Source organism: Flavobacterium sp. BFFFF1, assembly GCF_002256285.1.
Taxonomy (GTDB): Bacteria; Bacteroidota; Bacteroidia; order Flavobacteriales; family Flavobacteriaceae; genus Flavobacterium.
The window spans coordinates 128,615-141,429 of record NZ_NKJE01000003.1 but is presented as its reverse complement, the minus strand read 5'-3'; the positions used below and the strand labels follow the sequence as shown (position 1 = coordinate 141,429).

General features: G+C 41.8%; 8 protein-coding genes, 1 tRNA gene and 1 pseudogene. 7 read left to right on the top strand and 3 right to left on the bottom strand.

Annotated features, from left to right (window positions below):
- Positions 1 to 16 precede the first annotated feature (16 nt).
- The 3 genes from fabV (at position 17) to CFE23_RS02875 (ending at position 6,072) form a co-directional block, all read left to right on the top strand.
- On the top strand, positions 17 to 1,207 hold the full coding sequence (gene fabV / locus CFE23_RS02885) for an enoyl-ACP reductase FabV (RefSeq protein ID WP_291083728.1): 1,191 nt from the start codon (positions 17 to 19) through the stop codon (positions 1,205 to 1,207).
- A 155-nt stretch (positions 1,208 to 1,362) separates the two neighbouring features.
- Positions 1,363 to 3,411, top strand: a complete 2,049-nt coding sequence (locus CFE23_RS02880; RefSeq protein ID WP_291083725.1) for a T9SS type A sorting domain-containing protein — start codon at positions 1,363 to 1,365, stop codon at positions 3,409 to 3,411.
- A gap of 198 nt (positions 3,412 to 3,609) precedes the next feature.
- On the top strand, positions 3,610 to 6,072 hold the full coding sequence (locus tag CFE23_RS02875) for a T9SS type A sorting domain-containing protein (protein ID WP_291083723.1): 2,463 nt from the start codon (positions 3,610 to 3,612) through the stop codon (positions 6,070 to 6,072).
- 210 nt (positions 6,073 to 6,282) lie between these two features.
- On the opposite strand, the gene CFE23_RS02870 is transcribed toward CFE23_RS02875, so the two are convergent.
- Entirely contained in the window at positions 6,283 to 6,735 is a 453-nt protein-coding gene (locus tag CFE23_RS02870) for a response regulator (RefSeq protein ID WP_291083719.1), read from the bottom strand.
- A gap of 659 nt (positions 6,736 to 7,394) precedes the next feature.
- Here CFE23_RS02870 and CFE23_RS02865 point away from each other — a divergent pair.
- The 3 genes and pseudogenes from CFE23_RS02865 to CFE23_RS02855 all read left to right on the top strand — a co-directional run.
- Positions 7,395 to 7,850 (top strand): hypothetical protein, encoded by a 456-nt coding sequence (locus tag CFE23_RS02865; RefSeq protein ID WP_291083715.1) that lies wholly within the window; start codon positions 7,395 to 7,397, stop codon positions 7,848 to 7,850.
- Between the two features lie 99 nt (positions 7,851 to 7,949).
- Positions 7,950 to 8,023, top strand: a tRNA-Arg gene (locus tag CFE23_RS02860).
- Between the two features lie 334 nt (positions 8,024 to 8,357).
- Positions 8,358 to 8,774, top strand: a pseudogene (locus CFE23_RS02855) (low affinity iron permease family protein); the annotation flags it as partial.
- Between the two features lie 27 nt (positions 8,775 to 8,801).
- Here CFE23_RS02855 and CFE23_RS02850 read toward each other — a convergent pair.
- Both CFE23_RS02850 and CFE23_RS02845 read right to left on the bottom strand, forming a co-directional pair.
- Complete coding sequence (locus CFE23_RS02850; RefSeq protein ID WP_291083712.1) at positions 8,802 to 10,112, bottom strand: acetyl-CoA hydrolase/transferase C-terminal domain-containing protein; 1,311 nt, start codon at positions 10,110 to 10,112, stop codon at positions 8,802 to 8,804.
- Between the two features lie 12 nt (positions 10,113 to 10,124).
- Positions 10,125 to 10,958 (bottom strand): universal stress protein, encoded by an 834-nt coding sequence (locus tag CFE23_RS02845; protein WP_291083709.1) that lies wholly within the window; start codon positions 10,956 to 10,958, stop codon positions 10,125 to 10,127.
- Positions 10,959 to 11,112: 154 nt separating this feature from the next.
- Between CFE23_RS02845 and CFE23_RS02840 the strand changes: the two genes are divergently transcribed.
- Positions 11,113 to 12,815, top strand: a 1,703-nt coding sequence (locus tag CFE23_RS02840) for a heavy metal translocating P-type ATPase metal-binding domain-containing protein (RefSeq protein WP_291083706.1), incomplete at its 3' end; no start/stop codon positions are given.

The following is a 12,815-nucleotide window of genomic DNA, read 5'->3' as shown; positions in this document are numbered from 1 at the left end:
CTAAATTTAAGCTGATATGATTATAGAGCCAAGAATGCGCGGATTTATCTGCCTTACCTCGCACCCGGATGGTTGTGCGAAAAGCGTTAAAAATCAAATTGAATACGTAAAATCAAAAGCCGCTATCGATGGTGCTAAAAAAGTCCTGGTGATAGGCGCCTCAACGGGCTTTGGACTGGCATCAAGAATTACAAGCGCGTTTGGATCAGGCGCAGCTACCATCGGGGTCTTTTTTGAGAAGCCACCGGTTGAGGGCAAAACAGCGTCTCCGGGCTGGTACAACTCGGCAGCATTTGAAAAAGAAGCCCACGCCGCCGGGCTTTATGCAAAAAGCATTAATGGTGACGCATTTTCTGACGACGTTAAGCAGCAGGTTATCGAAATGATAAAATCGGATTTAGGTCAGGTTGATCTTATCATCTACAGTTTGGCATCTCCAGTCAGGACCCATCCTAAGACAGGCGTTACCCACCGTTCGACGTTAAAGCCGATTGGACAAACCTTTACCAATAAAACAGTAGATTTTCACACTGGCATTGTTTCTAATGTTAGCATCGAACCCGCGAATGAAGAAGAAATTCAGAACACGGTTGTCGTAATGGGTGGTGAAGACTGGGCGATGTGGATCGACGATTTGAAAAATGCGGGCTTACTTGCTGACGGCGCAATGACGATTGCTTATTCCTATATCGGCCCGGCAGTTACGGAAGCAGTTTATAGAAAGGGAACGATTGGAAGAGCAAAAGACCACCTGGAAGCTACCGCATTCTCTATTACCGACAGTTTAAAAGAAATAGGAGGGAAAGCATACGTTTCGGTGAATAAGGCACTGGTTACCCAGGCAAGTTCTGCGATCCCCGTGATACCATTGTATATTTCGCTGTTGTATAAAATCATGAAAGAGAAAGGGATACATGAAGGATGCATAGAGCAAATCCAGCGTTTGTTTCAGGACAGGCTGTATCATGGTGGAGCGATCCCTACGGATGATAAAGGCAGAATCCGAATTGATGACTGGGAAATGCGTGATGATGTACAGGAAAAAGTGGCGAAGCTCTGGCAGGAAGCAACCACTGAAATATTACCTGAAATTGGCGATCTGGCTGGGTATAAAAATGATTTTCTGAATTTGTTCGGATTTGAATTTGCAGGGGTGGATTATCATTCAGATGCTAACGAAATGGTGTTGATCGAAAGCATAAAATAAATTGATTTATTTCGGTAAATTTAAAAGTGGTCCGTAAATGGCCACTTTTTTTATGTTTAGATCGTAGTATTTGTTAAAGTATTGAGTTTTGGCCTATTATTTTTGCCATTTGTGACGTAAATTTTTATTTTAGCGCCCAATCTAAAACTCTATATATGAAAAAAATTACTTTAATGTTTTTAATGCTGGGATTTTCGTCGTTTTTATCGGCGCAATGTCTCACTGCAACCAATGGGCAGTATCCCGACACAACATACACGGCTGCGACTTGTGACGGTAGTACGCTGAATGAAATTACTACGCTGGCATTTGCGGATGAGTATTCATTAGTAAACGTAACTGCAGGTGAGACCTATCAGTTTTCCAGCTCGAACGCTGGTGACGTAATCACAATTGCCGATGAAGCCGGTACTACGACGCTTGCTTATGGCGAAAATGCTTATGTCCTTTGGCTTTCTGACGTTGATGGTGTTGTGAGGTTTTACACCCACAAAGACAATGCCTGTAGTGGTGACGGATTTGTATTCAGGACAAGGGGAATCGTATGCGGTACACCTCCAAGTTGCTTTCCAGCCGGAAATATAACAGTATCAAACCTGACAACCAACACTGCCACAGTTACCTGGATCGCGTCAATCTCAGCTCCAGCCGGCGGTTATGATTATATTTTTACAGAAGACAGCACAGCCCCAGATGCATCGACCTCACCAACAGGAAGTGTATCGGATGCTACTTTTAGCGTGGACTTTTCAAGTTTAGTAGAATCTACACACTATTATTTCTGGGTACGGTCTAACTGTGGAGGCGGAGATTTAAGCACTTGGAGAGGAAAGGATTTTACAACTCTCGCTCCTCCACCTGTAAATGATGATATTTCCGGAGCTCTTGAACTTGTTCTGGATCTTGGTACCGAATGTGGGCCTAACCAGGTTATTGGAGTTACAAATGATGCGAGCACGGAGTCTTCGGAAGTGGCGCCTTCTTGTGCCTACAATCCAACGCCGGGTAATGGGGATGTATGGTACTATATCGTAGCGCCTGCACCAACAATTAACATTAGTATCTCGAACGTTGTAGGTACAAATGGATCGCCTTTGTATACTGTTTCAAATGCACTATATTCAGGCACTTCAGGAAACTTAACAGAGGTGGGTGTCTGTGACAATGCAGCAGTAAAAACTTTTACAGGATTAACTGTTGGAGAAACGTACTATCTTAGAATGTGGGACTACAGCAATGACGGAGTGGGTACTTGGGATTTATGCGGATATTATCTTGACTGTGAAATGCCGGTGGCAGAGTATACCGTTGTATCCGATTGTGCCAATGGAGAACAATTTACTATTGATGTAAACATCACTGAAATGGGAACGGCAACGAGCTTGACGATTGCAGACGATCAGGGAAGTGCTCCGCAGGTAGCCAATGGCACGGGTACGTTTACATTTGGGCCATTTCCAAATGCAACACCAGTAATTTTCACGATTGCCAATGACCAGAATAGTGTTTGTACAATTACAAGTCCTGAGCAGGTTCAAGTTGCCTGTCCTCCGGCAAATGATTCTTGTGATACTGCGTTGGCTGTAACTTCTTTTCCTTATACGAATTCACAGGATGCCAGTGGAGCTACTAACAATGACGGTTTTATAAACACTTGTGCTGCAAATGGAATGAATGATGGTGTATGGTACACTTTTGTAGGTGATGGAGGCGATATCACGATTAATCTCAATCCTACTGCATGGGATCCACAACTTGGAATTTACACCGGGACATGCGGAGCATTGACATGCGTGGGTACAGTAGACAATGGATTTTCAGCAGGAGATCCTGAGACCTACACAATCACAGGGTCATTAGTTGGAACCACATATTATGTAAATGCGGGTTACTACAGTGGCTTTACCAATGATGCTGAAGGTGTTATGGACATTGAGATTACTTCGACTGCATTAGGTATTGATAATGCTGCATTTGGATCATTTGCTGCTTTCCCTAATCCTGTTAAAAACATCCTTAAGTTATCAAACAATCAGGAAATTTCAAACGTTGCGGTTTTGAACATGCTTGGTCAGCAAATTATGGTGAAATCCATTAATGCGAATATTGGAGAAGTTGATATGTCTAACCTGGCATCCGGAACCTATTTTGTAAAGGTCACGGCAGAGAACCAATTTAAGACAATTAAAGTTGTAAAGCAATAACCTCGGTTTTTTAAGCTTAAAAGCCCTTCTGAAAAGAAGGGTTTTTTTATTTTGCAACGTTAGGTAGTAAGTTGCCTTCGGTACATTTAAATCAGTCGTTTCAGTATTTTAATTTTTTTTTAACAATTATTTAAAATATGTTGCTGGAATACAAGTATTTTAGTTAAATTAGGGGGCAATTAATCTAATTACATTTTTATGAAAAAAATTTACTTATTACTGTTTTTTGTTTTCGTGGCTTTTCAGGTGAAAGCGCAGGAAACATGCGACACCGCCATTGATCTCGGTTCAATGACATCACCAATGGATGGAACCACAGTTGGCGCAACCGACGACAATCTTATCAGCTGCTTTAATAGTGGTCTCGATAACACGAATCTTGCGCCCGATTTATATTATTCGATTTTGGTGCCGGCCGGGTCCACGATTACAATAGGTCAGACCGTAAATGATTTTGATTCCACAGTTGTCGCTTTTTATGGCGATTGTACGAACAGGACACAGATTATCTGTTTTGACGATTCTGATTATACTCAGGTAGTATGGGCAAACGATACGGGGAGTGACCAGACTTTTTACTGGATTCAGGATGGCTATTCAGCCACTTCTTCAGGGACATTTACCTTGGCTTGGTCGGTGATTGCCTGTACAAACGCTACTGCAGAATTTCATGTCATTTCTGATTGTGCCAATGGGGAGCAATTCATGATTGGGGTGGATGTAACAAGCCTTGGCTCTGCAACTTCAGTGACTGTTGGTGATGACCAGGGTAGTGCCTCACAATCGTTATCTGCTACTGGAACGGTTCAGTTTGGACCTTTTCCTAATAATACACCAGTTATCGTAACAATTTCAAACGATCAGGATAGTAATTGTATCTTGACAAGTCCGGTGTTAAACCAAACAGCTTGTCCTCCAGTAAATGATGATGCTGCAGGCGCAATCTTACTGACGCTTGATTTAGGTACGGCATGTGGACCAAACCAAATTACCGGAATTTCCAATGATGGAACAACAGGTTCTGATTCTGAGATTGATCCATCTTGTACAGATTACAATCCTTCGGTTGGTAATGGTGACTTATGGTATTACATCGTTGCACCTGCATCTACAATCACAACAAACATTTCAAATATTCAAGGCGATATTTTCTCTGTATCAACTGCCTTATATTCAGGAACACCAGGGAATTTGACGGAGGTTGGAACTTGCAGTAACGCAGGGACAAAAACCTACACAGGACTAACAGTAGGTGATACCTATTATTTAAGGGCTTGGGATTACAACAATGATGGCATCGGTACCTGGAGTTTATGTGGATACTATCTGGATTGTGAAAATTCTGCTGCAACATATAGCGTAGTTTCCGATTGCGCGAATGCACCACAATTTTTTGTTTCAGTTGATGTTACCAGTCTGGGTTCAGCTTCATCAGTCACAGTGACGGATGATCAGGGAAGCGCGCCGCAAACTATTTCAGCTGCGGGACAGGTTCAATTTGGTCCTTTCCAAAACAATACGCCGGTTGTAATAACTATTGCGAATGATCAGAATCCAGCTTGTACGATAACAAGTGGGACGTTGAATCAATTGGAATGTCCACCGCTTAACGATAATTTTGCTGATGCCATTCCATTGAGCTGTGGCGTTACAGTTACGGGAAGTACAGCTCAGGCTACTATTGATGAAGCTTCTGCGCCAGTTGGATTTGGTGTTACAGGTACCTCACGAAATGTGTGGTATAGCTATACCGGAAGTGGATCGCCTGAAACGATTGATTTGGTTTTATGTGCCTCTTCGTATGATACCGCAGCCCTTGTTTACACAGGGACAAGTGGAAATTTATCCGTTGTAGCAGGGAATGATGACGGTGGTGATGCTTGCCCGACGGCAAATACCCGCTCGTATGTTACATTTACTTCAGATGGAGTTTCAACTTATTATATTGACTTGAGAGGTTATACGGATTTTTCAAATGGTGCTTATTCGATGGATGTAATTTGCGGTGCTGTGAATCCACCTGCAGTTGCCAACCAGGTTTGTACTACTGCTCTTGACGTACCGACAGACGGTACTGTAGTAGACTCTGACAATTCATACGGCGATATTAGCCCAATACAGCCAACATGTGATACTTTTGGTAGTATTCAGGATGTTTGGTTTTCATTTGTAGCACCTTCTGACAGTGTAACCTGTACGATGACAAATGGTACGATGACTTCGCTTAACTTCGCTGTTTATTCAGGAGATTGTTCAGCGTTAGTGCCGATGGGCTTTTGTTATCAAAATCAGGCAACAGAGTCAGTTGCGGACCTTGCTGGTGATTTAACACCAGGTAATACGTACTACGTTCAGGTTTGGTCAAATGTTATTGAGCAGGGTACTTTTAGCTTAAGAGTTGAAAATACAAACTTAAGTGTTGACAATCCTGTTTTTTCAGGGTTTTCTTACCACCCTAACCCTGTCAACGATATGCTAAACCTAACTGCCGAAGGCATGTCATCAATTGCAGTTTACAACTTACTTGGACAGCAGGTTATTGCTAAAGCAGTGAGTTCAAATACAGCGCAGGTTGATATGTCAGCATTGGCATCTGGAAGTTACATCGTTAAAGTAACTGCACAGGATCAGGTGAAAACTGTTAAAGTGATTAAGAACTAAGATTTAGATGTTCATAAATAGAAAACCCAGTGAGTAATCACTGGGTTTTTTATTTTAATAGCAATTTAAATCGAGTCTCGTTAAAATGCAGTCATTCATCTACCAGCCCCGGTCGAATCGGCATCTCCATATAAAAAAAACAAGGCTTCCAGCTTTAGGTTTTATTTATCTGGAATACAGCGAAGAGCGTGAATAGCTTCTCAAAAAAAATTAAATTGTCAGGAAGAAAGTATCCTTGTTTAGGTTTGAAGTATAATACTGCCAGTTAATTTCAAGAACCTCCTTAAGTACCCGTTTCAGTGTGGAAAACTCATTGGGTTTCCTGATGTATACATTGGCGCCAGCAATAAAGGTCTCTTCCTGGTCTTTCTCAGACGAAGAAGTGGAATAAATAGCTATGGTCAAATCTCGGTATTTCTTGTTCGAACGTATTAATTTTAAACTGTCTAATCCATTCGTGAAAGGCATATTTAAATCGAGAAAAAGAATATCCGGAACCTTGGTGTCTTCATTGTTAAGATAGGCAAGCAGATCTTTGCCATCATGGAACAGGTTTAATGAATGGTTGATTCCAACTTCTGATAAAGCGTCCGCAAACATATTGCAGTCATCGATATCATCATCTGTGAATATAATGTTTATTTTTTCTCTGTTTTGTTTCATTTTATCGGGAGTTATTTCAATTTTCCAGCCTTTAGGCGAGTAAATATAGAAAAAGTTTCTTTTAATTTACAGCTTATCGTTCAAATTGTGAGACAGATATTATAATTTGTTTTTAATGAATAACTTATAAAAACGGGACGGTTTTAATTCAGACCCAAACCAAAATAAGTTCGAACATTTAAAAAAGAAACTCAAATTAATTTAGCTTTTCAGGCGTAAGTTACCTTTAGGTTTCAAATTAATATTTGATTTTGCGGTTTTTTTTACCGCGTTGCACATTGGCGGAGTTTTTAACTTTTCCAGTTCTTAAAATTATCGTGCCATATCTACTGGCTTCACCGATTATTGAAATCGCTCGTATTTCATTTTATCCATTTTCCGGGTCGTTTTTAGTCTGCGTTGAGATTATTTCCGGGAACAACCCAGCAATAATACGTAAGCCTCTTTTTAAGTAAACACAAAACTACGAAGCGGTATAGTTTCAAATAATGCATTTCACTTTTTATTGACATGCAATTAACACCGTTTTTTGATTTCTTATAAATTCCCTGTTAATCCTTACAATCTCGATAATTATACTTTATAATTTTCCGTTTAGATTGCATAACGTTGTCTGTTTAATAATGCGTCACTTTGTATAACAATCAATACAATACGCTATGAAGAATCTAAAGCCGGATGCCAATTTCTGCGTTCCTGACAATGTGCTTACTTTGACAGTTGTAATATATTTTGCGATTAGCACCCCGCCCAATGACCAGCGTGAGAGGTTCAGGCAAGGTATTACCGATGCAGTTTTACACCTTCTACGCAGGGGAAATTTTCAGATCGAGTATATTGGTTACATTAACGAAAAAAGCCGAAGGTATAATTTCAACAATGAAATTGTTGATTGCGAAGATTTTGTCTATGCCAGTTTTATCGTTACCAATTCCATTTTTACCGATCAGGATATTGAATCGACAACCGATGAAGTTATCGCTACTTTTATAAGGGTCTTTGAAGACAAGACCCATAGGCATCTTGAAATCGATTCCATTGTTTCTAATCGTGAAACCAAACAAAGGTTTCTCAAGATGAGTAGTAATTGGACTTTCTTCCGAAAACACGGATAGCTATTTTACACGTTGACAGGACATTGTAAAAAAATAGATTTTTATTATGGCTGGAATTTGCATAATCAGTAAGTTTACGTATATTTGCACCCGCATAAAGGCCTCGTGGCGCAACTGAATAGCGCACTTGATTACGGCTCAAGAGGTTACTGGTTTGAATCCAGTCGAGGTCACAACAGAAATCCTTAAACTATTGATTTTGAATAGTTTGAGGATTTTTTATTTTACGTTATCGATTACAATCATTTTAATTTCCGCGTTAATAGTTTTTGTTGTAGGTACAATATTGTGCCAATCGCTTCGAGATGAAAATGTTATAAATCTCATGATTGAAACCTGTAACCATTCCAACGCCACAAGCTATATCGTTGAAAGTCTAAGATCCATAAACTGGATTCCACCGGCAGCATTAGGCCCCCCTATTTATTTAAAAACTCAACGTTAGAACCTACAGCAGTATACACCATTTTAACGAAAAAAAGGACATAATCCGTTTTTGAACGGTTTGCAACGCGGGTATCAAAAGCTGCAGGAAGTACTGCAGCATTTAGTTTTGCGTTTCTTATGGTTATAGGGTGGGGCGTCAGCGGGCCATTTTCTGATTTTTCGCCAACCTGGCAATTGTTCATCAATACAGGCACAACAATTGTTGCTTTTTTAATGGTATTCCTGATTCAAAAAGCCCAGAACAAAGGTTCGCCAGCGATTCAACTAAAGCTCAACGAACTTGTAGCATCCAGTAAGAATTCGAGTAACCGGCTTGTCGATATCGAGAACATGACAGAAGAAGAAATGATTGTCGTACAAAAATATTATCGCAGCCTCAGCGAATTATCAGCACACTACGAAAGCCCGCAAACTTCACATTCAATTGAAGGAGCTCAGGAAAACCATCAAGATAAAACCAGGCTCCAAAAGGAATGATTGTACAGCCTCCGCCGTTGTATGCTTCTAATATTCATGATTATTTATTATGGCATGTTCCGATCTCGACATTTGTACATTATCAAAGTACGCCCGCTCGATTTTCTCGCGATGGTCCGGATGGGCAATGTTGATTAGTGCTTTTGCGCGTTGCTGCAGTGTTTTTCCATAAAGATCTGCAATGCCATATTCGGTGATGATATACTGGACATGGGAACGCGTGGTCACAACACCCGCACCTTCTTTAAGGTAGGGTACGATCCGGCTTTCCCCGCGTTTTGTTATCGAGGGAAGGGCAATTATCGCTTTGCCGCCTTCGCTTAAAGAGGCTCCCCTGATAAAATCCATTTGGCCGCCTACGCCAGAGTACATTCTGGTGCCAATGGAATCCGCACATACCTGTCCCGTCAAATCCACTTCTATCGCCGAATTAATCGCTACCATTTTCGGATTCCTGCGGATGACCGCCGTATCATTCACAAAAGATGACTCACGCATTTCAATGAACGGATTGTCATTTACAAAATCATACAATCTTTGGGAACCAATTAAAAAAGTAGCCAACGCTCGTCCTTTTACCGTTCCCTTAAATTTACAATTGATGATGCCTTTCTCAATCAGGTCAATGACGCCGTCGGAAAACATTTCAGTGTGCAGCCCAAGATCTTTATGATTGTGGAGATTCGCCAGCGCTGCGTTTGGAATTGATCCGATTCCCATTTGTAACGTGCTGCGGTCGTCAATCAGGGATGCGATATACCCGCCAATTTTATTTTCGTTTTCAGTAATAGGACTCAGTTCATTTCCGAAAATAGGCTCGTTGACTTCAACCAGGTAATCTATTTTAGAAATATGAATATTAGTATCGCCGAAAGTACGTGGCATACTGGGATTTACCTGAGCAATTACTGTCGTGGCCATTTCAATTGCAGCCGGCGTGGCTTCAGCCGATACGCCCAGGGAACAATAGCCATGTTTGTCAGGTACAGAAACATGAATGAATACTGTATTCAGCGGAATGACTTTTTTCCGGAATAACCTCGGAAGTTCACTCAGGAAGACCGGAGTGTACGAGCCATTTCCGGCGGAAAGCGTATGCCTGACATTTTTCCCTATGAAAAATGAATTGACATGAAACGATGCATACAAAGCAGGATTCGCATACGGCGCTGGCCCTTCAGTATGAAGATGGCATATTTCGACACCGCGCAAATCAGGAGCGCGTTGGGCAAGGGCATGTGTTAGAACCGATGGCGTCGCCGCAGCAGCCTGCACGTATACGCGCGTATGGGATGGGATGGTAGCGACGGCTTCGGAGGCAGATATATATTTTTGCATAAACAGGAATCTTTATTCGTAAGGAATTGACAATACTGGAATTTTGGAATGGAACACCATTTTACTTGCGATGCTGTAGTAAAAAAGTCTTTCAAATAGTCCTTTGTGTTTTACGGTCATGGCCAATAGATGGCTGTGGTGGAGTTCCATAAAATCGGTAATGGTCTCTTCAATCGTATCACTGCCAATGATATGGAAATGGATATCTTCATTCGAAAACTCCTTTTTCCACTCGCTGATTGTATCCGGCTCGTCATCGCTGTGGTGCGGTTTTACCTGAAGCACATCGATATGGGCTTTAAAGGCTTTTGCGAAAACTGTTAGGTCGTGGAGTGTTTTTTTGTGCCGTTGTTCATACTGGGAAAGGAAAAGGATTTTTGACAGGGAAAGGTCATTGCAGGAGCCTGGAATAGCAAGCACGATACATTTTGAACGGTTCATAACCCTTTCGGTGACCGAGCCAAACAGGCCTTCTTCAAGTCCCGACGCACCGTTTGTTCCCATGACTATGAAATCAACCTGGTTCTTATCCGCCAGTTTTAAGATGGTATCGACAGCCTCACCATTTTCGAGTACATGGGATAGTTTTACATGCTGCGCCTTCTGCTGTTCAGCGATTTCGCGCAGCTTTGGCACTTCGTTTGTATAGTTTTCGAAGCTGCCCAGTTCCGTTACATCGTACATTTCAAGCAAATTGCTGTAGTATTCGTTAGTCACTCCTGCCGGAAAATTGTAGGCATGGACGGTAATGATCTCAGCGCCGACTTTTTTAGCGAGCTTGATCGCATAAGCAAATGCATTTACGGACGTCATCGAAAAATCGAATGGGAAAAGAATTTTTTTCATGACTGTTGATGGTTTTAGTGTACCGCCGAAATTACTCATGCCATCGTCAAAAAACTATGATATCCATCACAGCAATCAACAGCTAAAAATGATATGCATCATTTTTCAGGAGGGCGTATCGATGGACATTTGCTACAGGTAAACGAGCAAAATTATGAGCGATAATCAATGCTTCCATTGTGGGTTACATGCGCCCGATCCGGAAATCCTGCATTTTGACAATAAGATATTTTGTTGTAACGGATGCAAAACGGTTTATGAAATCTTCACGACGAGCGGACTCTCCTCGTACTATGATTTTCAGGATAATCCGGGGGCAATGCCATTGGAGGATGCAAAAAAGTATGACTTTCTGGACAACGAAAAAATCGTTGAAAGTATCCTGGAGTTTCGTGAAGGCAACACCCAGATAGTCGCGCTTCAGGTCCCCCACATTCACTGCAGTTCCTGTATCTGGATTTTGGAAAACCTGCGAAAATTGCAGCCTGAAATTGTGTCCTCAAAAGTAAACTTCCACGAGAAAAAAGTCCGGATCAATTTCAATGCCGGGGCGCTTTCGCTTAAGGATGTGGTCAGACTTTTGTCAGCAATTGGCTATGAACCCCGTATCAGCCTGGAAGATTACCGCAATACAGAAACACCGGCCGACCGCAGTCTGACCTATAAATTGGGCATTGCGTTTTTTTGCTTCGGAAACATTATGTTGTTGTCTTTTCCCGAATATTTTGAACACCATGAGTTCTGGCTCGACCAATACCGGGGTTTTTTCCGATGGTTGATTTTCGGCCTCTCGCTACCGAGTTTTCTATATTCTGCCAGCGGCTATTACCGTGCAGCCTGGAAAAGCATCCGTGCCCGGGCACTTAACATCGAAGTTCCGATTGCGTTAGGGATCATCGTGATGTTTGTCCGAAGTGTTTCCGATCTGATACTGAACCACGGCCCGGGCTTTTTCGACAGCATGACCGGATTGGTATTTTTTATGCTGCTTGGAAAAATGTTCCAGCTTAAGACATATAAATTCCTGAATTTCGAAAGGGATTTTAAATCGTATTTTCCCATCGCGGTTACCAAAGTGCATTTGTCCGGAGTGGAGGAAAACGTACCGGTTTATGAGGTTATTAAGGGTGATCGTTTGCTGATCCGTAACCTTGAAATCATTCCTGCGGATGGCATATTGATATCCAAAACGGCTTCCATCGACTATAGTTTTGTCACTGGTGAGGCGGTGCCTGTGTCAAAAAAATCGGGGGATAAGATCTACGCAGGCGGACGCCTTTCAGGTGCTGTTGTAGAAATGGAAGTGGTAAAACCAGTGTCACAAAGTTATCTTACCCAGCTTTGGAGCAATAAGATATTTGATAAGGGAACCACAGTCAATTATACCAATATTACTGACAGGATCAGCCGTTATTTCACGCCAATTTTACTTCTAATTGCTTTTGGCGGATTTGGGTTTTGGATTGGCATTGATGCCAATGTGGCGTTCAATGTGTTTACCGCGGTACTAATTGTCGCCTGTCCCTGTGCGTTAGCCTTAACAGCACCATTTACGCTTGGGAACGTACTGCGAATCCTCGGCAGGAAAAAGTTTTACCTGAAAAACACTTTGGCCATTGAACAGCTGGCAAAAGTCGATACGATTGTTTTTGACAAAACAGGAACAATAACCACCAATAGCAAGTCGGCAATCAGTTATGAAGGGATATCCATTGATTCCAAACAAAATACCGGGATAGCAAACCTGTTAAAGCAGTCAAATCATCCGCTGAGCAGGATGCTGTACAACCATCTTTCGGAAAAAGGAACGCTACAGGTATGCGGGTTTTCCGAAGTACCGGGAAAAGGCATCTCCGG

Excerpts from the sequence above, each read along its gene's own strand:
- fabV (WP_291083728.1), top strand. The coding sequence starts at position 17 with ATGATTATAGAGCCAAGAATGCGCGGATTTATCTGCCTTACCTCGCAC.
- CFE23_RS02880 (WP_291083725.1), top strand. The coding sequence starts at position 1,363 with ATGAAAAAAATTACTTTAATGTTTTTAATGCTGGGATTTTCGTCGTTT.
- CFE23_RS02875 (WP_291083723.1), top strand. The coding sequence starts at position 3,610 with ATGAAAAAAATTTACTTATTACTGTTTTTTGTTTTCGTGGCTTTTCAG.
- CFE23_RS02870 (WP_291083719.1), bottom strand. The coding sequence starts at position 6,735 with ATGAAACAAAACAGAGAAAAAATAAACATTATATTCACAGATGATGAT.
- CFE23_RS02865 (WP_291083715.1), top strand. The coding sequence starts at position 7,395 with ATGAAGAATCTAAAGCCGGATGCCAATTTCTGCGTTCCTGACAATGTG.
- CFE23_RS02850 (WP_291083712.1), bottom strand. The coding sequence starts at position 10,112 with ATGCAAAAATATATATCTGCCTCCGAAGCCGTCGCTACCATCCCATCC.
- CFE23_RS02845 (WP_291083709.1), bottom strand. The coding sequence starts at position 10,958 with ATGAAAAAAATTCTTTTCCCATTCGATTTTTCGATGACGTCCGTAAAT.